A 23,041-nucleotide genomic window follows, 5' to 3' on the forward strand; every position below is an offset into this window, starting at 1 on the left:
TTGAAACACTTTTAGTATATCCTTATTAAACCATTCCATTACCGCTCTAATCCAATGATATGCAAAAATGATCAGATGAAAATAAAGAAAACGATAATCATAACGGCCTGGATGATACCTTTCACAAGCGCACTGCTAAATAAACCTACTACCGAGCCGAAACCTGCTTTCACCGAAGCTTTCCAATTATTTCTTTTAAACAGAAGCTCTCCAATGATAGCACCCAGAAACGGACCAAGGATGATACCTGCTACCGGAATGACAAAAGGACCTATCAATAATCCTATTGTGCTTCCCCAGATGGAGGCATTGCTACCTCCAAATTTTTTCACCCCTAAGAGATTGGCAAAATAATCGGCTAAAAACAACAATATGACAAATAGGATGGTAATGGCCCAAAATAGAAAAGTTAGTTCTTCAAAAGAGAAAAATACACCATATAACAAAAATCCTCCTACGAGAAACAGAACACTAGGGATAATCGGATAGACGAGTCCTACAAATGAAATGACAAATAATGCAATGATAATAATCCAATAAACTATTTCCATCAGTTAACCTCCCTATTTCAAAAAAACCAGACCCTTAAAGAGTCTGGTTCTAATTATACGCTGTTCTTTCTTATAAAGTTCCGTGATCTTCGCCCAATACCGCTTCTGCAATATTTACTGCGTGGTCACCAATACGCTCCAGGTTACTTACAATATCGACAAATACGATACCTGCTTGACCTGTACATAACCCTTCATTTAATCGAAGGATATGTTTTTTGCGTAGGGTACGTTCCATCTTATCGATACGGTCCTCTTTAAGTTTTACGTCATTTGCAAGCTCTTTATTGTTTGTTCGTAAAGATTCAATCGCTTCTTTTACAGCAGTAACTGTGAGTGTGTACATTTCATCCAGATCTTCATCTGCGGAATCAGTCAGCTTTACTTTATTGGAGATTTGATAGTCCACCAATTCAACAATATTTTCGAAGTGGTCTCCAATTCTCTCGATATCCCTTACAGAATCCATCAAGGATGAATGTTCTTCCGACTCATTATCGGATAAGGAACTTGAAGATAGTTTCACTAAGTAGTCTGTAATTTTTCGATCCAGGTTATTTACAGCATCTTCTAGTTGATAAGCAACTTCCGAATGCTTTGGTGTTCCGGTCTTCAAATATTTATGTGTTTCCTCAAGTCCAACAATAGCAAGTTCACCCATTCTGAGTACTTCTTCTTTCGCTTGGCTTAGTGCCAGAGAAGGAGATTGTTGGATGAATATAGGGTCTAGATGTTTTGCTTTGTATTCAATTGCACTATCATTACCCGGAATTAGCTTGGTAACAATTATCGCTAACAAGGCAATGAACGGAAATTGGATAAACACGTTGGAAACGTTGAATATACCATGTGCGAAGGCAATCGTCATTTCCGGATTCAAACCTAGAGAGTCCTGAATGTATGCAATCAAATTTGTAAAAGGTACGATAATAATCAAAATTATTGTTGCACCAATCAGGTTGAAGATTACATGTGTTAGTGCTGCTCTTCTTGCTGCTACTGACGCACCAATGGACGCAAGGACGGCCGTAATCGTTGTTCCAATATTATCGCCAAACAATACTGGTAATGCTGCCTTTAAAGATAGTGCCCCTTGCCCAAACAGTTCCTGAAGCACCCCTATAGTTGCACTTGAACTCTGTACTACCACTGTAAATACTGTTCCGATAACTACCCCAAGAATTGGATTTTCACTCATAGATACTGTCAGATCATAAAACGCTTGTAAACCTGTTAATGGTTTCAAGCCATCACCCATGATTTTTAGTCCTAAGAACAAAGCACCGAAACCAAAGATAACCTGTCCTATATAATATGCCTTTTTACTCTTAAAGAAGAACAAGAGCACTGCACCGACCGCTATGATGGGAAGTGCATAATCGGAAATCTTAATTCCGATAATAAAGGCTGTAACTGTTGTACCAATATTTGCTCCCATGATAACTCCGATAGCCTGGCGAAGGGTCATGAAACCTGCATTTACAAGGCCAATTGTTAGAACCGTCGTTCCTGTACTGGTTTGTAAAAGTATCGTAACAAATATACCTGCCAAAACACCCATAAATGGATTCGTTGTAAATCTATCCAAGATATCCCTCAGCTTTTCACCAGCTGATTTTTGCAGTCCGTCACCCATGTATTTAATCCCGAAAAGGAAAATACCCAGACCACCTATAAATTCAAATATGACCTTTTGAACATCCAAGTCCAATACTTCCAACCCCTTAATCAAAAGACTTAATAATATCGACAAAAATCTACAAAACCAAGTACAATTATTAACCTAAAAGCGTTCTATTGTAAATAGTCTTTCTGATAAATTTACATTATCTTTACAAACTGTAACTTGAAATTTACAAACACATCTATTAGGTAACTTAATATTGTTTACATACCCAAAATAAGGTAACATGAAATTGGCATATTACATCAATAAAAGGACTGATAGGATTGAACATTTTCTCACAATTTGTAAAAAGCCTTTACTCCCCGAAAGCTATGGCCTCCTTCCGCTTTCAAGGAATAGGTAAAACCATCCTGTACGTATTTTTGCTCGTTCTCATTACTTCTATTCCCTTGTTTGTCACTTTTGGAACAAGTGCAGTGAATTTAGTGAAAAGTACGGATGAATTCCTGCAGAACGAAACTCCGGACTTCTATATTCAAAACGGCGAATTCTTTGCAGATATAGAAGACCCATTTATTTCAGAAGAGGGTGGCTTTACCATCATTTTGGACCCGGACAACGAATTGTCTTTGAATGAGATCAGTTCCTATGAAGAAGTTATCGCGATCCAATCAAAAGAGATCATCTTCAAAGGAGCAGGTACAACAGACTTTGTCCCATTAAGTGATTTCCAAGGAACGGAAGTAACAAAAGATGACCTGATTTCATTCATGGATTCAGTTGGCACTTCGTTTCCGATTATCATTACCATTCTCCTTCTATTAGGATATTTGTTCTTCACTGCTACCAAGTTTATTCAAATTACCATATTGGCCTTATTCGGATTGTTTCTCAAAAACACACTTAAACGAAACAAATTACAATATCGTCATACTTGGATTTTATCGGCCTATGCTGTTACCCTTCCAACTTTAATATTTGCGATTTTACAAGCATCTAGAATCACTTTGCCTTTATCAACATTGTTAAGTTTTGGAGTTAGCCTCTTTATGCTCTACCTGATCATCAAGGAAGTGAAAGTGAAGAAACCTGTACCTCCACAAACAGATAATTAATCTTACTAAAACACCGACACCCTTTTGCAAATATTGTCGGTGTTTTTTTGTCATACTCTTCTTGAACAGTCATATAGTGATAGAAAGCTTGGACATATCAAGGAGGAAGAAAAATGATCCGTCTATTCGTTGTAGCATTAATCTTCATCACCATATACAGCATCTATTACGACTTATCCGCAGGCACCATTCCAGAACCTGCCACTCCTGCAACAGCAGTTGTTCCTACAACGGACCATACAGAAACCGAAACGGAAACCTTTAATCAAAGTTCCAGTGACAAAATGTACATAGAAGTGGAAGTCAAGGCCGGCGATACCGTTTTGACGATAGCAGAGAAAATTGCCAATAAGCCAATACCTGTTTCCATTACACAGCTGGTGGTGGACTTCGAGCAAATGAATGAAGGAATGAAACCGGAGAAAATTCAAATAGGTAAAACCTACAAGTTTCCTGTCTACTGAGTAACAGGAAACTTTTTCACTTGTCAGAAGTAGTGACGATTGTTAAAATATGTTGGGAGTTAGTGGATAATGCTAGCTTTTTCTTTGATTTAAAGTTAATCTGATGAAAGAAAGATGTTTTGATCTGTAGATCATTCCTAAAGGAGCGATTCACTCGTGAATGAAATTATACATCGTACAAAAACTCGTCCTGTAAAGGTTGGAGAACTGACTATCGGCGGAAGCAATGAATTATTTATCCAAAGTATGACTACCACGAAGACTCATGATGTGGAGGCAACAGTTGCAGAGATCAAACGTTTGGAAGAGGCCGGATGCCAGGTTATCCGTGTTGCATGTCCTGACGAACGTGCTGCTAATGCCATCGCTGATATAAAACGACAAATCAATATCCCACTTGTAGTGGACATTCATTTTGACTATAAGTTAGCTTTGAAGGCTATTGAAGGTGGAGCTGACAAAATCCGAATCAATCCGGGGAATATCGGTCGCCGCGAGAAAGTGGAAGCGGTGGTTAGAGCGTGTAAGGAAAAAGGCATTCCGATCCGTATTGGAGTGAACGCTGGCTCCCTTGAGAAGCGAATTATCGAGAAATACGGCTATCCAACAGCTGATGGAATGGTGGAAAGTGCACTTCACCATATTAAAATATTGGAGGACCTTGATTTCCACGATATTATCGTGTCGATGAAGGCATCTGATGTAAATTTAGCCATTGAAGCATATGAAAAAGCGGCAAAAGCTTTTGATTATCCATTACATTTAGGCATTACCGAGTCAGGTACCCTTTTCGCCGGTACGGTTAAAAGTGCTGCAGGTTTAGGAGCGGTTTTAAGCAAAGGAATCGGAAATACACTGCGTATTTCCTTAAGTGCCGACCCTGTTGAGGAAGTGAAAGTCGCACGTGAGCTACTGAAATCATTCGGTTTATCTTCAAATGCGGCAACGTTGATTTCCTGCCCTACATGTGGACGTATTGAAATCGACCTGATTAGTATTGCTAATGAAGTGGAAGAATACATTTCCACCATAAAAGCACCAATCAAAGTAGCTGTACTTGGTTGTGCGGTAAACGGTCCGGGAGAAGCTCGTGAAGCGGATATCGGTATCGCCGGTGCCCGAAATGAAGGATTGCTATTCCGAAAAGGTGAAATTGTACGTAAAGTACCGGAAGCAACCATGGTTGAAGAATTAAAAAAAGAAATTGATAAGATTGCAGAAGAATACTTTGCAAATCAAGCAGCAGAAGCAGAAAAAGCAAAGGCTTGACACCAATTGGTGCCAAGCTTTTTTCTTTTCACTTTGCTTTGTTAATGTTGGTTTTTGATTATGACTAGTTTCTAGCTGCTGATTGTAGCAAAAGGCGTAGACTCCAGCGGGGGGGGTAGCGACAATCTTGAGACCCCGCAGTGAAACGAGGAGGCTCAAGGTCGCCCTCTGGATAAGCGAAGCCTATTGCGGAAATCAGCAGCGGCGTTTAAAAGAGCCTTTTCAAACAATGAAACTGGTGAGGTTGCCCTCACCAGTCCTTGGTGGTGTTAAAACAATGGAAGAACAAAAATCCCAACAACGATGGAAACGATACCGATTCCGATCGCCCATGCTCCTAACCCTGCTGCCCCACGTTTACGGGCAATAAAACCGACGATAATACCGGCAGCTCCCATAATGATTGGCAGAAAGAACAAGGAAAGGATGGATAAGGCTAACCCCAGAATCCCTAATCCTCGTCCACTCATACCCATTACGTCACTGCGCTCTTCTTCAAAAATCGCTTCTCTTTCCCTGCTTCTATCCGATTTTACAACAGGAGGCACTGCAGCCACTTCAGCAGCATGCTCTTCTAAAAAGTCCCGATGTCCCTTCGCTCTAGAAACATGAGGTTCTTCATAAGCCAAGTCTGAATCAAAACGGTCAAGTTTCTCTTCGTTTTTCTCAAATTCACTTGCCATTCGTATCCCTCGCTTTCGTAGGAAGTTAGGAGCATTTATTAGTATGAACAAGCAAACCGAAAATAATGGGTGTCAAACTTTGTTAAGTTTTGCCCCCCATTTCCCAAAAACTAGCTCCAAAAATATCTGAAATCTGGACAAAATATGATAAAATGAAACAATGACTCGGACGACTGGAGGCAATTATGCGAAAAAGATTTGGAATCGACATTGACGGGACATTAACTTGCCCCACAACTTTTGTACCTTTTATTAACAAGACGTTAAATAAAAACATTACGCTCGAAGATATGACGCAATATGACCTTACCCCTTTAATGGGATTGGATGAAGATGGTTTCTGGAAATGGATGGACGAAATGGAACCCATCATCTACAAAGATGCACCTCTTGCAAAAGGGGCCAAAGAGGTTGTCCAGAGGTGGAAAAATGAATTTGACCTCTACTTTATCAGCGCACGCAGAAATCACCTTATGGATGTAACCAGTAACTGGTTTGCACAGCAGAAAATTGACTATGACCATCTCGAATTGATTGGAACCCATAATAAAATTGCCGCAGTCAAAAAACATGAAATTGAGCTGTTTTTCGAAGACAAGCACGATAACGCCTGTGATATCAGCGAAGAATGTGGGATTCCCGTTATTTTGTTTGATACACCATATAACAGAGAACCTGTCCCTTCCAATGTACACAGAGTTTCCAACTGGTTGGAAGCAGACCACAAAGTGCAATTATTGCTTCAAAAAATAAGTGTTACATAGATGAATAAGAAAGAGGCTGCCCGGAAATCTATGGTTCATGATTCCGGACAGCCTCTTTTTCTATTTAGATCTTGCCATTGCACGCAACAGATGCAACTCAATAGCCTTCACAAAGTCCTCTGTGCTGATATCTTTCTTGTTTGTTCCCATATCTTTGACCAGTTTCATTATGTCTACAAGTTCTTCTCTTCTTAACGTGGAAAGCTGTTCACTCTCTGCTGTCATCTCATACACCCTTACGCAACTTTTAGAACATGGTTCGTGTACAACCATCCATTTTCAGAGGGCACACAAAGAAAATAGGTGGTAATACCTATATATATGGGATAATCAGAAAATTGTTACTTAGACACACTCCGGACATTTGCCATAGATTTCAAACTTGTGTCCTGTTACGTCATAACCTTTCAAGTCTTCTTCCAAATTCTGCATTGGACAAGTCTCTATTTCCTTTGTCTTTCCGCACAGCATGCAAATGAAATGATGATGGTGGTGCTTGGTTGAACATGTAAAGCGGAAGTGCTTTTCACCGGATAGTTCTGTACTTTCCAATATACCCAAATCCACAAACACGGCAAGATTACGGTAAATAGTATCAAAGCTTAACCCAGGATAGTTATCCTTCATCGAGTCCAAAACGTCTTTTGCCGTCAAATACTTATCCTCAGTAGCGAACAGCTCGAGCATTTCCTGCCTTTTACCTGTGTACTTATACCCCTTGTTTTTCATTAGAGTCAATGCCTGTGAAACATTCATTTATTTCCACCCCTAACTTTATTCCAAAGAATGGTGATGACCAAAATCAGCACCGAGATGATGACAATTGTTCCTCCCGGAGCCAGATCCAGATAGAACGAGGAAATCAAACCTCCAATCACGGCTATTTCTCCGAACAGAATCGCTAATAGAATGGTTTGTTTGAATCCCCTGCTCAATCTCATGCTAGCTGCAACCGGCAGAGTCATAAGAGAAGAAACGAGAAGAATTCCCACAATTCGCATCGATGCTGCAATGACGAGGGCCACCATGACGATAAATATCAAATGAAACAAACGTGCATTCACACCTGAAACCTTTGCATGTTCTTCATCAAAAGACAGAACGAATAACTCCTTATAAAAAATTACTATTGTGATGATCACTCCGACCGAGACAATTAGCACAGTCCAGAAATCAGCTCTTGTAACGGCACTGACACTTCCGAAAAGGAAATTGAATAAGTCTGTATTAAATCCATCCGCCAATGAAATGAAAATTACCCCTAACCCAATCCCGGAGGAAAGGATTATCGGTATCGCCAATTCTTGATAGTGTTTATAGACACCGCGCAACTTTTCAATAAAAAGGGCACCTGTCACAGAAAAGGCCATCCCGAAATAAATCGGGCTCACACCGACCATCAAACCGAACCTCTTCTCAACAAGCAGGCTCGCCGCTATCCCCGCCAAAGTGACATGGCTTAAAGCATCTGCAATAAGGGAAAGTCTTCTTACCACGACAAATACTCCTAGCAAAGGTGCAAGAAATCCGATAAGAATTCCTGTATAAAACGCATTTCTTAAAAACTCGAATTGCATAAAAGCTGAAATCATCACATATGCCCTCCATCATGGTGATGGTGATCATGACTTAAAACGTGCACATCATGTCCGTAAAATTGGGAAAGGTCATTTGTACGCAACTTTTCAAATTCATCTGTCACACCGTGGAAATGTAGATTTTTATTCAAGCAAGCTACATGTGTCACTTTTTCGGTAATTGTCCCAACATCATGGGTAACCAATATCAGGGTGATACCTAGCCTTTTATTTAAGTGAGCCAGCATCGAATAGAAATTCTGTACATTCTTGATATCCACTCCTACAGTTGGCTCATCCAGGATAAGAAGTTGAGGTTCACTGACTAGAGCACGTGCAATAAAGACACGCTGCTGTTGTCCACCGGATAGGTCCCCAATATTCCTATCCGTGAAATCCTCCATTCCTACCGACTTGATCGCTTCCAATACCTGCATTTTATGCTGTTTATTGAAGAATCGGAACAAGCCTACCTTTGAAACAAGTCCTGTTGATACAACTTCAAAGACTGTAGCAGGAAAGCCGGAATTGAAGCTATTGGCTTTTTGTGAGACAAATCCGATTTTATTCCTCTCCTTAAACTTTCGAATATCTTTACCGAAAAGCTCAATGGTTCCCCTTTGTGGACGCAAAAGCCCAAGAATACACTTCAATAGTGTAGACTTGCCTGAGCCATTCGGTCCTACCAGTCCTAGGAACGCACCTTTTGGGATGACCAAATTAATATTTTCGATAACATTTTCTTTTTCATATTTAAACGAAAGACCTTTGATTTCCAATACATTTTCCATGTTCATCACACCTTAAAAGATAAGAATCATTACGATTTTATAACAATAGATTAGTATACATCAGCCTGGAGCAAAAGTAAATATAAGCGCACTGTCTGAAGGTAGTGTTTCATACGGAAATCAACGGCTTTTTAAAACAAAAAAGCCCTATTCAGGCTTTTCCTCAAGTAGTGGTAATCGATAACAAAAGGTCGACCCTTCTCCCACTTTACTATCAATAAATAATTCCCCATCATGGTCTTCAATGATTTTTTTACAAAGCGGAATCCCAAGGCCATTCCCTTTCTCCTTAGTCGTAAAGAAAGGTTTTCCTACACGTTCTAATATATCCTCAGCCATCCCCTTCCCGTTATCAATGACCGTTATTTCATAAAAAGAATCAACTTTCTTGGCTCGTAGCAGAAACAGCTTGTTCCTCTGTTCTGCATGATAAGCCTCGATAGCATTACGCAGGAAGTTTAGCATGACCTGTTTGATCATGGCTTCATTGACGTTTACATATTTATCTACATCATCAATTTCAAAGTCAAAATCTATATTATGTAAGAGACATTCGGATTGAAAAATATATACCAATGATTGCAAAATGGCTTGTGGCTGTATGAGCTGTTTTTTCACTTTTTTTCTGGAAACAGATAAAAAATCCTCAATGATGGAATTCATCCGATTTATTTCCGCCATAATCGTATCGTAGTATTTGCTCCAGTTGTTTGTAATTTGGGAAAGCTGAATGAAACCCTTGATGACAGACAATGGATTCCTTAACTCATGTGCCATCCCAGCAGAAATCTGGGAAACGGACTCCATCTGTTGTTTGTAGATGAGAAGGTTCTCAAACTTCTGTTGATAGGAACGGTCATGGATAATAAAGAATACCTTCTCAGAACGTTCAAAATGAATTCCTTGGATCTGATAAAGCATTTCATCATCATAGCAGATACGCTCTTTGAACTTTTTGTTGGCCAATACCTCTTCATAAATTTCAAATAATTTTTCCTTCAAGAAGACGGGAGTAATTATTTCATCGAAATCAAGATTTAGGTAGTCTTCATCCACATCCAACTCCAATAAAGTCAAGCAGCGCTTATTGATATACTCTATTTTCCCACCCTTTGTTATTACTAATATGGCAATGTCCAATGAATGGGTCATAAATTCATTGACCTTTAAGGATTGTTCAATGGTCCCATAATGCAGTGGGAGGACAACGGAAGTGTCGTTGTTTTCAATGACATGACCTAATAGGTAGATTCGCTCTCCAGAAAGTACACCGGTATAAACCACTTCAAAGTAGCTGCCATTTATTCGATGAAAGAGTATTCTCTTTACAATTTTCCCTTCTGCTTCCGTAATATCCTGCAGATATGTATAAACCTCATGGCGATAGCTCGATGAAAAACCAAGAAAAAAAGAACGGTCTTCCTCCAGTGATGAAAGAAACGTGCTTGCCCTTTCATTCCATTCTTCAATAAAACCATTCGCATTAACTATAATCCTTAGATCTGAATTTAAATGTTGAAAAATATCCTGTTCTTTCTCATCTATTATAAACGACAAGGTGACTCCCCCTTGTTACCCCTTTGAATATCATTCGTTTATGGAATATTTCAATTATACAATAATTTCCCAACCTTTGTCATATTATTTCGTAAAGGTAGCCTTTTTGTTTTTTTATCATAGGCTACTATGGGAGGGATAATATGATGAATATCTATCAGCAAATCGTCAATAAAAAGCTCCATAACATTTCAGCAGATGAGTTAATGAAGTACAGTGGGGAGTATAATATTTCATTGACACCCGATCAAGCAAAAAAAATCTCTACACTGTTGCAATCCAAAAAAGTGAATGTATTCAACACATCCGAAAGGATCCAGTTGATGAAGGAAGTCGCAAAGATTACTGGACATGAAACGGCCAAAAAAGTGAATCAGCTCTTTTTGGAATTTACCAAGTAAAAAAAAGAAGTCAGGAGCCTGCTTCCTGGCTTCTGACTTTTAGTCGTTCGTAATCTTATTTAACAATTCCTCATCAAACTGCTTGCTTTTTAGCATGGAAATTTCGTGCTTATATGGCGGCTTTCGATCTTTTTTATCTTCCCCGACATAAGGCGTCTCCAATATTTTAGGAATATGCTTTAGTTGATCATGATGGATAATGTAATTGATGGCATCAAATCCGATATGACCAAATCCGATGTTCTCGTGACGGTCTTTACCAGCACCGCATACGTTTTTACTGTCATTGATATGAAGGACTTTCAGACGATCCAATCCGATGATGTCATCAAACTGTTTCAGTACCCCATCAAAATCATTCACAATATCATACCCTGCATCATGAACGTGACATGTATCCAAGCATATTGAAAGCTTTTCGTTCAGGTGTACCCCATCAATGATAGCAGCCAACTCTTCAAAGGTACGGCCACATTCCGAACCCTTCCCTGCCATTGTTTCCAATGCAATCTGGACATTCTGCTCTTTCGTCAGCGCTTCGTTCAATCCTTTGATGATTTGCGGTATGCCGACTTCCGTACCAGCACCTACATGGGCACCAGGATGCAAGACAATCTGCTTTGCACCTATCGCCTCTGTCCTTCTGACTTCTTCAGCCAGGAAATTCACACCAAGCTCGAATGTTTCCGGCTTTTGTGAATTGCCTATGTTGATGATATATGGAGCGTGTACAATTATTTCCTTTAGTCCATGCTCTTTCATATGTGCAAGGCCCGCTTCGATATTCAGGTCTTCGATTTTTTTTCTTCGTGTATTCTGAGGGGCACCTGTGTAGATCATGAATACGTTCGATCCGTAAGATGCCGCCTCTTCACTCGCTGCCAATAGCATCTTTTTTCCACTCATTGATACATGAGAGCCAATCAGTAAGTTTTCCACAACATCACCTCTTTTAAAATCAGTCTTTATTTTAACATAAGGATGCCGTGAAAGGTTATCCAAGTGCTCTTATTATCTCTTTTTCAGGCGGCGTTGTCTTTTCTTGAATTGCTCTACCTCGTATTTGTGTTTCTTTTTATATCCAGGCTTTACTTTTGATGATTTTTTAACGGACGTTTTTGCTGCTACATCAATCTCGTTGATCTGTTTTTTGCGGTTTTGACGTTTGTTACGCGGACCAATTTCCACGAGTTCACCGTTCTTCAGATCCATTTGAGTGAATTCAATGCCTAATTTTTCAATCTGAGCCAAAGCATTTTCGTCTGTTGGTTCATATAGTGTAATGGCATTTCCTGAATAATCAGCACGGGCTGTACGCCCTACACGGTGAACATAGAAGTCCAGGTCTGACGGAAGCTCGTAGTTGATGACATGGCTTACCCCTTCAATATCAATCCCTCTGGAAGCCAAATCAGTTGCTACAACGTATTGATACTCCAATTCGTTGATCTGCTTCATCATCTTTTTACGGTCACGAGGAGTAAGGTCCCCATGAATTCTTCCAACTTTAAGCCCCTGCTCCAATAAGCTGTCTGCCACTTCATCCGCTTTTTTCTTTGTGTTTGTAAACACAATAGCTAAAAACGGATTGTATCTTACGAGTACATCATGCAAAAGTTTTGTCTTGGCTTTTGATTTAATCGGAATCAATAGATGCTTGATTTTAGCTGCTGTTACCTGTTTAGGGGCAACATGTGTATATCTCGGATTTTCCATATATTTGCGTAAGAATGGCTTCAATTTTTCCGGAATTGTCGCAGAAAATACCATTATCTGCAAATTTTTCGGCATTGCTGCTGCAACCTTATCAATATCCTCAATGAATCCCATATCAAGCATAAGATCCGCTTCATCCACGACAATTGTTTTTGCTGTATGAACCAATAGTGCATTTTCCACCATTAAGTCTTTGATACGCCCTGGTGTACCAACAACGATATGTGGTTGCTGCTTCAAACGATCAATGGTTCGTTGCTTGTCAGTTCCCCCGATATAGCAGCGTGCTGTAATCATCTCTTCCTCTGTACAGAATTTAGTGATCTTCAGTACTTCTTGATAGATCTGATTTGCAAGCTCTCTTGTTGGCGCTGTGATGACCGCTTGTACTTCCTGCACGGATGGATCTATTTTGCTTAGAATCGGAATCAGGTAGGCATGGGTTTTCCCAGTCCCTGTTTGTGACTGCCCAATGGCACTTTCTCCATTCAATAGAGATGGAATCATTCTCTCTTGAACTTCTGTCGGTTTTTGAAAACGAAGTTCTTTTACCGCTTCCAAAATAAACGGTTTTACTTTGAATTTTTCAAACGTTGTATTCATCTATTTACCTCCACATTTAAAATCATGCATGGAATATGAATCTATGTCATTATTTTAAAGTTTCTATTTTATATTGATGAGTTATGTGTGTCCTATACGTTCATTTTAACCCCAAACCACTATTATAAAGCAGTTTTCCCATTTTGGCTACACTACGGTTGTGCCCATTCTTTTCAGACAATAAACATGCCAAGCACTATTCGCATAAATTATAGGAGACCAGAAAAGATTAGGCGCTTTTCCATCTTGTTTATCCCTTGGTAAGTGACCGAAATTGATTACAAAAGCTTTTAATAAAGCGATTACTGATACGGAAGAAAGGAGGATTACCATGTTTTTTGGACCAAATCGATCTATGTCACCTATGCATCAGCCTATGCGACAATCACCTTTCCACATGGGCCCCTCTCCATTTAGGCAGCAACCACCGAATAATATGTTCAATATGTTTAATATGCCCAATCCGAACATGAGAAATATGTCCAACATGCCCAATTCCATGATGATGAGAAACCCTTCTCCATTTATGGGTGGAGCAGGCAGAGGAATAGGTATGGGGATGGGTGGAAATAATGGAGGCGGCGGAGGGCTGCTTGCCAGACTTTTAGGAAGAACAGGGGCTAGGGGCATTGGAAATATGGGTGGCGGCCTTGGACAGATGGCAGCTAATACAGGAGCAAGAGGAGGGCTTGGACAGCTGGCCAATGCCGGTACTCTTCAACAGCTCATTAATCCCAATAATTTGACAGGCATGCTGGGTAATGTTCAAAAAGCTTTAAAAATGGCTGAAGGTGTCATGCCGATGGTTCAGCAATATGGACCTCTTGTGAGAAATGTACCTGCCATGATCAAGCTTTATAGTGAATTAAAAAATGTGGATGATACAGACGATGACACACAAGACACTTCCACGGAGGAAACAACAGATGAGGGTACCGAAGTAAAGGTGTCAAAAGTTTCAAACGACCTTGGTGAAGATGTGATAAAAATAAAAAAAATGGGAAAGAAACCCAAAGCTGAAACAGCAGAGGTCGAAGAAAAACCTAAAGGAAGTTCCGCTCCAAAGCTTTATATCTGAAGTTCCTAATATCTTCTTTTGTACTAACCCTCCATTCTATATTATAATAAGTGGTAAGTAGTGAGAGAGTGTTTATCACTCTCTCAATTGATTTAAGGAGGGTTATCCCTATATGGAGCTTATTAAAATCGCCCCTCGTGGCTACTGCTATGGTGTAGTTGATGCTATGGTGATTGCCAGAAATGCAGCATTAGATAAGACATTACCACGCCCAATCTACATTTTAGGTATGATTGTTCATAATAAACATGTAACGGACGCTTTTGAAGAGGAAGGAATTATTACACTGGACGGTGCGAATCGACTGGAGATTCTCGACCAGATCCATGAAGGTACCGTCATTTTCACTGCCCATGGTGTATCACCTGAAGTAAAGGTGCGAGCCAAGGAAAAAGGATTGACTACCATTGACGCGACATGCCCGGATGTGACACGTACACATGATCTAATTCGCATGAAAGAAGCTCAAGGGTATGAAGTGATCTATATCGGTAAAAAAGGGCATCCAGAGCCTGAGGGTGCTGTTGGTGTCGCCCCTTCCATCGTTCATCTGGTGGAAACGGCTGAAGATGTGGAGTCACTTTCCATTAAGAGTGAAAAAATCATTGTCACAAACCAGACGACCATGAGTCAATGGGATGTTGTTGACATCATGGTGAAGGTACAGGAAAAGTACCCACACGTGGAACAGCACAAGGAAATATGCCTTGCCACCCAGGTCAGACAGGAAGCAGTTGCCGAGCAGGCCGGACAGGCTGATGTGACGATAGTAGTTGGTGACCCTAAAAGTAATAACTCCAATCGTTTAGCACAGGTATCACAGGAGATTGCAGGAACCCCTGCTTATCGTATTTCCGATATTAGTGAGCTGAACGTGGAGTGGTTGATGGGTGCCAGCACAGTGGCCGTTACAGCCGGAGCATCGACTCCAACCCCTATTACGAAAGAAGTTATCCGCTTTGTGGAGCAGTTCGATCCACTGAATAAGGATACGTGGAACACGACGAAAAATGTTCCATTGCAAAAGATCCTGCCAAAAGTGAAAAGGGCGAAAACCTCATAAAGATTTGCACCCTCCGGATTTGGAGGGTGTTTTTTTGAGTTTAGGAGTTGGATCGGATTGAGCGGGGGGGGGGTGAATCTAACTCCTATGAGGACTAACTCCGACCTTTTGGGACTCCTCCAGGGGTCATACAATAGCAACAATCCTTGAAAATAGAGCCATCATTAAAAAAAACGCCCCTCAGGAGGAGCGTTTCTCTAAAGATCACATAAACGTAAATGGGTCTGTGTTCGTCTCTGAAACCAAGACGTCTAGCTCCCATTTCTTCTCTTGCACAGCTGCGGATAATCTCTCAGCCACACCCTTTTTCATAATCTTCTCCGCATAATGGCCCGGATCAATCACATTTAATCCAAGTGCCATGGCGTCGTGTGCGGTATGGAAATAAAGGTCCCCTGTCACATACACATCCGCACCGGCGAATTTTGCTGCATGGATATATTTATTTCCGTCTCCTCCCAACACTGCAACTTTCTTAATCTCGCTGTTTAGATCCCCGACCACTCTTACATTTTTGACATCCAGGCCTTTTTTTACATGGGACGCAAAGTCGGCTAAGGTCATGCCCGCCTTCAATTTCCCTACACGTCCCAATCCTAGAGATTCCCCTTCATTTTCAAGCTTATAAACATCATAGGCAACCTCTTCATAAGGGTGGGCTTTAAACAAAGCATTCAGGACACGCCTTTCAGAACTTACAGGGTAAACTGTCTCTACCCTTACCTCGTCTACTGTTTCAAGCTGTCCCTTTTTTCCGATAAAAGGCTCCGTCCCATCAAGAGGAAGAAAACGCCCTTCACCTTCCACACTAAAGGAACAATGACTATAGTTTCCGATATGTCCTGCACCTGCCTCACCGAGTGCCTCCCTAACCCCTTCTGCATGAGACACTGGAACAAACACACTCAGCTTTCGAAGTTCCTCTCTATAAGTCGGAACAAGCACTTTCACGTCTTCCAACCCCAAAGCCTCTGCAAGCAGATCATTCACACCACCAGTTGCCACATCAAGGTTCGTATGTGCCACATAGACACTGATGTCGTGTTTGATGCATTTGGTAACAATCTTTCCTGCTGCAGAGTTGTCGGTGACATTTGGAAGGGCTCTGAAGATCGGTGGATGATGAGCGATAATCAAATCCACATTTAGGGCAATCGCTTCATCCACGACCTCTTCAAGCACATCCAATGTCACCATCACTTTATGAATGGGCTTATTCAATGAACCAATCTGAAGACCGATTTTATCCCCCTCGACTGCGTACTTCTTCGGGGAAAACTGCTCAAACCATTCTATTATCTGTAAGCCATTAGCTGTTTTCAACACCCAATACCTCCTCTACAAGTCGAATCTTCTCTCCGAGTTCTATCATCTTCTGTTCATTTGCCTCTGTTTTTGCTGCTATTTCTAGCTGTGAGACGATTTTCTTCCAATGTGCAAGCTCATGGGTCCATTTTTGGACAAACACATCATTTTTTTCATTGGCAAGAAACGGTCCTACCAGTAAATACGCATCCTTTTTAAAAGCATATGGCTTTTCACTATCCCCACGCTCTGCCACCAGAATCTCATAAATTCTTCCGTCATCAAGTAAAATCTGCTCTGCTACAAGCTCCCACCCATTATCAAGCAGCCATTCCCTGATTTTCTGTGCGCCGATGTTCGGCTGAAGAATTAGCGTTTGAACTCCTGCCAATTTCTCTTTTCCCTTTTCCAGGATGGATTGAATCAGTGTTCCACCCATTCCGGCAATGGTAATACAAGTCACTTCATTTGGAGATATGACTTCCAGCCCATCTCCTTTTCTCACTTCAATGATGTGATCGATTTCCGTCTTTTGAACCTGTTGTACGGCAGATTGAAAAGGACCTTCCACCACTTCACCCGCTATCCCCTTTTTAATAAACCCTTGCAGATAGGCATAACAAGGTAAATAGGCGTGATCTGAGCCGATATCCGCCAATACACTGCCTTTCGGTATATATGAAGCAACTGCTTCCAAACGTTTTGAGAGCTTTAATTCATTCATGTCTGTATCCTCTTTGCTTATGTATTTTAAATGCTTACTACCAAGTATAAAAAAAAACCCTTCACAATTGCAAAGGATCTTTTATATGTGTAACATTTTGCTAATAAAACAAATCTTACTCTTCGCCTTCTTCTTGACCTTCTTCACTTTCAGCACCATTAGCAAGCCACTCAGCAAGAACTTCAGCTTCTTGAGGTGTAGCTAGGTTAGCTGGCATTGATCCTTGTCCATTCACGATAACGTCTTTAATCTCATCTTGGGAAAGACGTTCGCCAACATCGGTCAATGCCGGAGCAGCCCCTGCCCCCTCCAAGTTGCCGCCGTGACAGCCGATACAAGAGTTTTGTTGGTAAAGTTCTTCCGCAGTCAATTCTACTGTTTCATCTTCGCCTGATGCGATCTTGTCTGCTTGATCAAGTCCAACGAAAGATAGTAAGAACATTAGTCCGAGACCTAATACCGCAATAAATGCAAAAGGAATAAGCGGATTACGATTCATGCTATTCAAACCTCCTTATGTACATGTACGTGAGTCTTATCTTATACAAGCACTCTCTATTTTACTTTATATTTTACTATAGGAAAAGACTTAAATGCCAACTTCTATGGTAAATTCACAGTTTAGACAAAAACCTTCATCATGAAAGATGAAGGTTTTTAAGTTTCTTGACTATATTGTACCTCAAAAAGAGGCAACTGATGTGCGATTCGGGAATTTTTTATACACCCCTGTTAATTTCCGCAAACGGCTCCGCTTTCCGCTGGGCGACAATCTTGAGCCTTTTGCTCCAATCAACAGCTAGAAACCTAAATAGTACAATTAGTTGTCCTACTTATTAAATCCCAAGTGATCTAGCAATTACCATTCTTTGTACTTCGGAGGTACCTTCCCCGATTTCTAAGAGTTTTCCATCACGCATGAAGCGTTCGACTTGATACTCTTTCATATATCCGTAACCGCCGTGAAGCTGGACAGCCTGGTCTGCAATTTCCATGCATACCTCCGATGCGTAGAGTTTACACATGGAAGCTTCCCTTGAGAACGGTCTGCCTTGATCCTTCAGCCAAGCCGCTTTATAGACCATATTTCTGGCAAGTTCCAATTTCATTGCCATATCGGCAAGTTTGAATTGATTTACCTGGAAGCTTGAGAGAGAACGACCGAATTGTTTTCTTTCCTTAGAGTAAGCGAGCGCTCGCTCAAAAGCTGCCTGTGCAATACCAACAGCCATCGCACCGATACCGATACGCCCTCCATCAAGGGTGACGAGAAATTGCCTGAAGCCTTCTCCACGTTTACCTAATAGGTTCTCTTGAGGTACGCGTACATCTTCTAATACCAATTCCGTCGTGTTGGATGCGTTCAGACCCATTTTTTCATAGTTATCAATTACTTGGAACCCTTTGGCGTCTGTTGGTACGATTACAGCTGATATTTCCTTTTCGTTCCCTTTTTTATCTGTAATTGCCGTCAATGCCAAATGCTTGGCGTATGTTGCATTGGTGATGAAGCATTTATTTCCGTTAATGATGAAGTCATCTCCATCTTCCACAGCAGTAGTCTGTGTTCCACCTGCATCAGATCCGGCATTCGGTTCGGTCAACCCGAACGCACCAAGTGATTCGCCCGTGCAAATTGGCACTAAATACTTGCGCTTTTGTTCCTCTGTACCAAACAAATTCAGTGGTGCCCCACCAAGTGAAACGTGTGCAGAGTAAGTAATACCCGTTGATCCACAAGCACGGCTCAGCTCTTCTACCACAATTGCAAAACTTACTGTATCTGCGCCTGCACCTTCATATTCCTCTGGAAAAGGTAATCCCATCATCCCCAGTTGTGATAACTGTTGAAAAACCTCAACAGGAAATTTCTTATCGCGATCTCGTTGTAGTGCTCCAGGAGCTACCACTTCATCGGAAAACTCTCTAATTGTTTTCTTAATCATCGTTTGTTCTGACGTTAAATCAAAATTCAAAATCTTTCCCCCCTTGTTGTTTGGAAAACCTTAGCCGCAATTTCTACCATTCGTAAAATTCTGAATGCGCTTTCATTTGTATTATAATAGATATGAGGGAATTTTCACAACTTTTTAAAATAATTAAATTGTGCGTATATTACATTACAATAATATTCACCACAAGTAACAACAAAGTTATAATAGCTGCAATGTTTAAATAGTACCATCTCTTCAAGTAACCGAGAATAAACCAGATCAATGCCTGAAATGTAATGATAATAAAGGTTGCCGGCAATTGGAAAGTATCCGTTTCCAACAGTTTGATGGATAGGATAAGAATAAGTAGTGCACTTGCAATGACAGGGATATGTATCAAAAAATGCTCTCTTCGAAAAGTAAAATATCCGATTAAAGAAAGCAGAATAAAAAAAGTTACCAGGACCATTTGCAAATGATCTGGCATTTCAGTAAAATAAATGACAAGAAATGTTATTGGAATCAGCAAGGGTATCAGGCATGCATAAAGGATGAAGAAAATCTTTTTCTTTTGCTTTTCTGGTTGATCAACGCCTTCTCCCTCGGTATATAAAGCCATTAAATAATCACAATATTGTTCCGGCAGCATACGATTCTTCTTCCAGTACTCAATTTCTTGTACGATTGTTTGTTTCCTTTGTTTGTTCACGGATTAACACTCCAATTACAGGTCCAGATATAGATAACTGAATATTATAAAATTAAGGAATTGCAAAAAAAGGGAAATAGCTTACTCTTTTTAAGAAAAGCAAACTATTTCCATATATGATTCTATTCAAGAAAATCTTTTAGACGTTTGCTGCGACTCGGGTGTCTCAGTTTACGAAGTGCTTTGGCTTCAATCTGTCGGATACGTTCTCTTGTAACTCCAAAGACTTTACCAACTTCTTCAAGAGTCCGTGTACGGCCGTCATCCAACCCGAAACGTAGTCTCAATACATTCTCTTCACGATCTGTAAGTGTATCCAGAACATCTTCCAATTGTTCCTTCAACAGTTCATATGCAGCGTGATCAGACGGAGAAGTTGCATCCTGATCTTCAATGAAGTCTCCTAGGTGGGAGTCATCCTCTTCCCCTATCGGTGTTTCAAGTGACACAGGTTCCTGGGCGATTTTGAGGATCTCCCGGACCTTATCAGGTGTTAAGTCCATGTCTTCTGCAATTTCTTCCGGACTTGGTTCACGTCCAAGATCCTGGAGCAACTGGCGTTGAACACGGATTAGCTTGTTGATTGTCTCCACCATATGAACAGGAATACGTATGGTTCTTGCCTGGTCAGCGATTGCACGCGTGATAGCTTGACGAATCCACCATGTTGCATATGTAGAAAATTTGAATCCTTTACGATAGTCAAACTTTTCTACTGCTTTGATCAGACCCATGTTTCCTTCCTGAATTAAATCAAGGAATAGCATCCCACGGCCCACATAGCGTTTGGCAATACTAACAACAAGACGTAGATTCGCTTCAGCAAGACGGCGTTTCGCTTCTTCGTCGCCTTCTTCGATACGATTCGCCAGACTGATTTCTTCTTCTGCCGATAGAAGGTCAACACGCCCAATTTCCTTTAAGTACATTCTTACCGGGTCATTAATTTTCACGCCAGGTGGCACAGTCAAATCATTTAGGTCAAATTCTTCTTCTTTGGCAAGTTGTTGAGTGTTCGGATCATCATCGGATTCTGCTTCACCGATGATTTCCACTCCTTGTTCACCAAGGTATTCGTAGTATTCATCCATCTGATCGGACTCTATCTCAAATCCAGCCATTTTTTCGGCTATCTCTTCATAGGTTAGGACACCACGTTTTTTACCCACTTCTGTTAATTGTTCTTTTACTTGATCGATGGTCAATTCTGTTTCCATCTCTTTTGATTGTGCTGATTTTTCAGCCATCAACTGTCCCCTCCTTCCAACATTGAACGCGATAAAGAGGTATATTTATTGTTTTAACTCTTTTTTCATTTGGATTATTTCCATCGCGATTTGTGCAGCACCCATAAAGTCACTTTGTGCCTCTGCCTGTTTTTTTTCTTGTTCTTTTTCTTTTATTGTTAACAATTTTGGATAATTAAACACCTGTTTCATATAATCATGTAATACCGCATCACTTAATTCCTCTTCAACAGTAAGCATACCGAGCTCGGATATAATTTTCTTAAGCTCCTGTTCGGGGATGCGTTCCATGAATATGCTGATATTCGGTTCGTAGCCTTCTTCGTAAAAGGCATACAGATAAGTGGCAATAGCCCGGTGTTCCTCCACAATAAAGGACCCTTCAATGGCAGCCTGCACCTTTTCGGAAACGGACCTATCCTTCAGCATATGTGCCAGCAAATAGCGTTCAGCATTCAAATAAGCCGGTTTTAATGCTTGTGAGAAGATTTTTGGCTTGTTAGGTATATTTATTCTATTCTGCTCGTTATAATCCTTTTTTTGCACTAAAGATTTATACACTTGGAACTGTTGCTGTTTCAAAGCATCCAAGGAGATCGAAAATTCATCAGATAACTGGCGAAGATAATGATCCCGCTCAACCGCTTTGGTCAGCATACTAATCTCTTTCAGAACATCTTCCACATACCGCATCCGTTCGCCTTCATCATTCATATTTCTGCCACTACGCAAATACCTGAGCTTGAATGCCATGAACGTTAAACTTGCCCCTATTACATCCTGTTTGAATGAGTCTGATCCTTTTTTACGGATATAGTCATCAGGGTCCATTTTATCGGGTATCATAGCAATTCTTACATAGCAACCATGCTGTAATAATATATTTGCTGCCCTATATGCAGCTTCTATACCAGCGTTATCTCCATCGTAGCAGATGATGACACTCTCCACATGCCTGCGAATGATACGGGCCTGATCTTCTGTCAAAGACGTCCCCATTGTCGCTATGGCATTTGGAAAACCGGCCCCATCAGCTGCAATGACATCGGCAAAGCCCTCAAAGAGGATAACCTGTTCCTGCTTTCTGATATGAGGTCGTGCCTGATGGAAATTGTAGAGAATCTTACTTTTATTGAAAAGTGGAGTCTCTGGTGAGTTCAAGTATTTTGGCTCTCCCTCTCCAAGTACACGCCCGGAAAAAGCAATAACATTCCCTTTATGATCATGGATGGGAAACATGATCCGATTTCTGAAACGATCGAAGTATTCGGCCGTGTGTTCCTTCTCAATCAAAAGGCCTGCTTTTTCTAAAAGCTGTTGATTATAACCTCTTTTGGTCAAGAACTTCAATGCAAAGTCCCAGCTGTTAAGAGCATAGCCGACACCGAATCTCTTTAAGGTTTCATCGGTGAAGCCCCTGCCGGTCACATAATCGTATGCTTCTTGACCTTCTTTTGTATTTAATAACAAATGATGGTAAAATTTATGCAAAAGGAGATGTGCATCCATCATCCATTTTGTTTCTTTGGGCTGTCCTGATTGCTCCGTGTTCGAAAATTCGGGTACTTCCACATCCACATTGGATGACTTTGCAAGCTTCTGTGCAGCCTCTACAAAACTTACCCCATCAATTTCCATAATAAAGTTAAAGGCGTTTCCACCAGCTCCGCAGCCGAAGCAATGATAGATCTGTTTGTCTGGTGAGACAGAAAAAGATGGAGTACTTTCCCCATGGAACGGACATAGTCCGAAATAATTGCGACCTTGCTTTTTCAATTGCACGTATTCACTTATCACATCAACAATGTCGGTAGACTGCCTTATCTGATCGATTGTCTGTTCAGGAATTCGATAATTCATAAC

24 protein-coding genes are annotated in these 23,041 nt (G+C 40.7%); 7 read left to right on the forward strand and 17 right to left on the reverse strand.

What is annotated here, in order from left to right:
* Nucleotides 1-71 precede the first annotated feature (71 nt).
* On the reverse strand, nt 72-551 hold the full coding sequence (locus AB685_RS04745; protein ID WP_047969346.1) for a DUF456 family protein: 480 nt from the start codon (nt 549-551) through the stop codon (nt 72-74).
* 70 nt (nt 552-621) lie between these two features.
* Entirely contained in the window at nt 622-2,262 is a 1,641-nt protein-coding gene (locus AB685_RS04750) for a Na/Pi cotransporter family protein (protein ID WP_082153498.1), read from the reverse strand.
* Nucleotides 2,263-2,501: 239 nt separating this feature from the next.
* Between AB685_RS04750 and AB685_RS04755 the strand changes: the two genes are divergently transcribed.
* The 3 genes from AB685_RS04755 (at nt 2,502) to ispG (ending at nt 5,026) form a co-directional block, all read left to right on the forward strand.
* Nucleotides 2,502-3,293: a DUF1189 domain-containing protein gene (locus tag AB685_RS04755; protein ID WP_047969348.1), complete on the forward strand. Its 792-nt coding sequence runs from the start codon at nt 2,502-2,504 to the stop codon at nt 3,291-3,293.
* Between the two features lie 113 nt (nt 3,294-3,406).
* The gene (locus tag AB685_RS04760; protein ID WP_047969349.1) at nt 3,407-3,757 is read left to right on the forward strand and encodes a hypothetical protein; all 351 of its coding nucleotides are present in this window, start codon (nt 3,407-3,409) and stop codon (nt 3,755-3,757) included.
* A 156-nt stretch (nt 3,758-3,913) separates the two neighbouring features.
* Nucleotides 3,914-5,026: a flavodoxin-dependent (E)-4-hydroxy-3-methylbut-2-enyl-diphosphate synthase gene (gene ispG, locus AB685_RS04765; protein ID WP_047969350.1), complete on the forward strand. Its 1,113-nt coding sequence runs from the start codon at nt 3,914-3,916 to the stop codon at nt 5,024-5,026.
* Between the two features lie 269 nt (nt 5,027-5,295).
* On the opposite strand, the gene AB685_RS04770 is transcribed toward ispG, so the two are convergent.
* Nucleotides 5,296-5,709, reverse strand: coding sequence for a DUF4190 domain-containing protein (locus AB685_RS04770; RefSeq protein ID WP_047969351.1), 414 nt, complete (start codon nt 5,707-5,709; stop codon nt 5,296-5,298).
* Nucleotides 5,710-5,894: 185 nt separating this feature from the next.
* On the opposite strand from AB685_RS04770, the gene AB685_RS04775 reads away from it, so the two are divergent.
* Entirely contained in the window at nt 5,895-6,473 is a 579-nt protein-coding gene (locus AB685_RS04775; protein WP_198530453.1) for a hypothetical protein, read from the forward strand.
* A 60-nt stretch (nt 6,474-6,533) separates the two neighbouring features.
* On the opposite strand, the gene AB685_RS31205 is transcribed toward AB685_RS04775, so the two are convergent.
* The 5 genes from AB685_RS31205 to AB685_RS29665 form a co-directional block, all read right to left on the reverse strand.
* Nucleotides 6,534-6,698, reverse strand: a complete 165-nt coding sequence (locus AB685_RS31205; RefSeq protein WP_157860699.1) for a hypothetical protein — start codon at nt 6,696-6,698, stop codon at nt 6,534-6,536.
* A gap of 120 nt (nt 6,699-6,818) precedes the next feature.
* Complete coding sequence (locus tag AB685_RS04780; RefSeq protein ID WP_047969353.1) at nt 6,819-7,229, reverse strand: Fur family transcriptional regulator; 411 nt, start codon at nt 7,227-7,229, stop codon at nt 6,819-6,821.
* On the reverse strand, nt 7,226-8,065 hold the full coding sequence (locus AB685_RS04785) for a metal ABC transporter permease (RefSeq protein ID WP_047969354.1): 840 nt from the start codon (nt 8,063-8,065) through the stop codon (nt 7,226-7,228). Before AB685_RS04785 ends, AB685_RS04780 begins: the two co-directional genes overlap by 4 nt.
* Entirely contained in the window at nt 8,065-8,841 is a 777-nt protein-coding gene (locus tag AB685_RS04790) for a metal ABC transporter ATP-binding protein (protein ID WP_047969355.1), read from the reverse strand. Before AB685_RS04790 ends, AB685_RS04785 begins: the two co-directional genes overlap by 1 nt.
* Before the next feature lie 147 nt (nt 8,842-8,988).
* Complete coding sequence (locus AB685_RS29665) at nt 8,989-10,398, reverse strand: ATP-binding protein (protein WP_053073724.1); 1,410 nt, start codon at nt 10,396-10,398, stop codon at nt 8,989-8,991.
* 143 nt (nt 10,399-10,541) lie between these two features.
* Here AB685_RS29665 and AB685_RS04800 point away from each other — a divergent pair, with 143 nt between their 5' ends.
* Nucleotides 10,542-10,799, forward strand: coding sequence for a DUF2624 domain-containing protein (locus AB685_RS04800; protein ID WP_241773242.1), 258 nt, complete (start codon nt 10,542-10,544; stop codon nt 10,797-10,799).
* A gap of 39 nt (nt 10,800-10,838) precedes the next feature.
* On the opposite strand, the gene AB685_RS04805 is transcribed toward AB685_RS04800, so the two are convergent.
* Together AB685_RS04805 and AB685_RS04810 are read right to left on the reverse strand one after the other, a co-directional pair.
* Complete coding sequence (locus AB685_RS04805; RefSeq protein ID WP_277814274.1) at nt 10,839-11,726, reverse strand: deoxyribonuclease IV; 888 nt, start codon at nt 11,724-11,726, stop codon at nt 10,839-10,841.
* A gap of 84 nt (nt 11,727-11,810) precedes the next feature.
* Nucleotides 11,811-13,118 (reverse strand): DEAD/DEAH box helicase, encoded by a 1,308-nt coding sequence (locus AB685_RS04810; RefSeq protein WP_047969356.1) that lies wholly within the window; start codon nt 13,116-13,118, stop codon nt 11,811-11,813.
* 331 nt (nt 13,119-13,449) lie between these two features.
* Here AB685_RS04810 and vrrA point away from each other — a divergent pair, with 331 nt between their 5' ends.
* Together vrrA and AB685_RS04820 are read left to right on the forward strand one after the other, a co-directional pair.
* Nucleotides 13,450-14,196: a VrrA/YqfQ family protein gene (vrrA, locus tag AB685_RS04815; protein ID WP_053073725.1), complete on the forward strand. Its 747-nt coding sequence runs from the start codon at nt 13,450-13,452 to the stop codon at nt 14,194-14,196.
* 112 nt (nt 14,197-14,308) lie between these two features.
* Nucleotides 14,309-15,259: a 4-hydroxy-3-methylbut-2-enyl diphosphate reductase gene (locus tag AB685_RS04820; protein ID WP_047969357.1), complete on the forward strand. Its 951-nt coding sequence runs from the start codon at nt 14,309-14,311 to the stop codon at nt 15,257-15,259.
* Nucleotides 15,260-15,463: 204 nt separating this feature from the next.
* On the opposite strand, the gene AB685_RS04825 is transcribed toward AB685_RS04820, so the two are convergent.
* From AB685_RS04825 to dnaG, 7 genes are all read right to left on the reverse strand, one after another.
* Nucleotides 15,464-16,585: a Nif3-like dinuclear metal center hexameric protein gene (locus tag AB685_RS04825; RefSeq protein ID WP_047969358.1), complete on the reverse strand. Its 1,122-nt coding sequence runs from the start codon at nt 16,583-16,585 to the stop codon at nt 15,464-15,466.
* The gene (locus AB685_RS04830) at nt 16,569-17,288 is read right to left on the reverse strand and encodes a tRNA (adenine(22)-N(1))-methyltransferase TrmK (protein WP_047969359.1); all 720 of its coding nucleotides are present in this window, start codon (nt 17,286-17,288) and stop codon (nt 16,569-16,571) included. Before AB685_RS04830 ends, AB685_RS04825 begins: the two co-directional genes overlap by 17 nt.
* 115 nt (nt 17,289-17,403) lie before the next feature.
* Nucleotides 17,404-17,787: a cytochrome c550 gene (gene cccA, locus AB685_RS04835; RefSeq protein WP_047969360.1), complete on the reverse strand. Its 384-nt coding sequence runs from the start codon at nt 17,785-17,787 to the stop codon at nt 17,404-17,406.
* Nucleotides 17,788-18,124: 337 nt separating this feature from the next.
* Entirely contained in the window at nt 18,125-19,264 is a 1,140-nt protein-coding gene (locus tag AB685_RS04840; RefSeq protein WP_047969361.1) for an acyl-CoA dehydrogenase family protein, read from the reverse strand.
* Between the two features lie 139 nt (nt 19,265-19,403).
* Nucleotides 19,404-19,931: a hypothetical protein gene (locus AB685_RS04845; RefSeq protein ID WP_047969362.1), complete on the reverse strand. Its 528-nt coding sequence runs from the start codon at nt 19,929-19,931 to the stop codon at nt 19,404-19,406.
* Between the two features lie 122 nt (nt 19,932-20,053).
* A complete protein-coding gene (gene rpoD / locus AB685_RS04850; protein WP_047969363.1) occupies nt 20,054-21,178 on the reverse strand; it encodes an RNA polymerase sigma factor RpoD in 1,125 nt (374 codons plus the stop codon).
* A gap of 45 nt (nt 21,179-21,223) precedes the next feature.
* Nucleotides 21,224-23,038 (reverse strand): DNA primase, encoded by a 1,815-nt coding sequence (gene dnaG / locus AB685_RS04855; protein ID WP_047969364.1) that lies wholly within the window; start codon nt 23,036-23,038, stop codon nt 21,224-21,226.
* Nucleotides 23,039-23,041: the final 3 nt, after the last annotated feature.

Source organism: Bacillus sp. LL01, assembly GCF_001037965.1.

What these genes read in the sequence shown, in the direction of transcription:
- AB685_RS04820 (WP_047969357.1), top strand. Translation starts at nt 14,309, where the DNA reads ATGGAGCTTATTAAAATCGCCCCTCGTGGCTACTGCTATGGTGTAGTT.
- dnaG (WP_047969364.1), bottom strand. Translation starts at nt 23,038, where the DNA reads ATGAATTATCGAATTCCTGAACAGACAATCGATCAGATAAGGCAGTCT.
- AB685_RS04800 (WP_241773242.1), top strand. Translation starts at nt 10,542, where the DNA reads ATGATGAATATCTATCAGCAAATCGTCAATAAAAAGCTCCATAACATT.
- rpoD (WP_047969363.1), bottom strand. Translation starts at nt 21,178, where the DNA reads ATGGCTGAAAAATCAGCACAATCAAAAGAGATGGAAACAGAATTGACC.
- cccA (WP_047969360.1), bottom strand. Translation starts at nt 17,787, where the DNA reads ATGAATCGTAATCCGCTTATTCCTTTTGCATTTATTGCGGTATTAGGT.
- AB685_RS04790 (WP_047969355.1), bottom strand. Translation starts at nt 8,841, where the DNA reads ATGGAAAATGTATTGGAAATCAAAGGTCTTTCGTTTAAATATGAAAAA.
- vrrA (WP_053073725.1), top strand. Translation starts at nt 13,450, where the DNA reads ATGTTTTTTGGACCAAATCGATCTATGTCACCTATGCATCAGCCTATG.
- AB685_RS04780 (WP_047969353.1), bottom strand. Translation starts at nt 7,229, where the DNA reads ATGAATGTTTCACAGGCATTGACTCTAATGAAAAACAAGGGGTATAAG.
- AB685_RS04745 (WP_047969346.1), bottom strand. Translation starts at nt 551, where the DNA reads ATGGAAATAGTTTATTGGATTATTATCATTGCATTATTTGTCATTTCA.
- AB685_RS31205 (WP_157860699.1), bottom strand. Translation starts at nt 6,698, where the DNA reads ATGACAGCAGAGAGTGAACAGCTTTCCACGTTAAGAAGAGAAGAACTT.
- AB685_RS04760 (WP_047969349.1), top strand. Translation starts at nt 3,407, where the DNA reads ATGATCCGTCTATTCGTTGTAGCATTAATCTTCATCACCATATACAGC.
- AB685_RS04830 (WP_047969359.1), bottom strand. Translation starts at nt 17,288, where the DNA reads ATGAATGAATTAAAGCTCTCAAAACGTTTGGAAGCAGTTGCTTCATAT.
- AB685_RS04775 (WP_198530453.1), top strand. Translation starts at nt 5,895, where the DNA reads ATGCGAAAAAGATTTGGAATCGACATTGACGGGACATTAACTTGCCCC.
- AB685_RS04785 (WP_047969354.1), bottom strand. Translation starts at nt 8,065, where the DNA reads ATGATTTCAGCTTTTATGCAATTCGAGTTTTTAAGAAATGCGTTTTAT.
- AB685_RS04810 (WP_047969356.1), bottom strand. Translation starts at nt 13,118, where the DNA reads ATGAATACAACGTTTGAAAAATTCAAAGTAAAACCGTTTATTTTGGAA.
- AB685_RS04770 (WP_047969351.1), bottom strand. Translation starts at nt 5,709, where the DNA reads ATGGCAAGTGAATTTGAGAAAAACGAAGAGAAACTTGACCGTTTTGAT.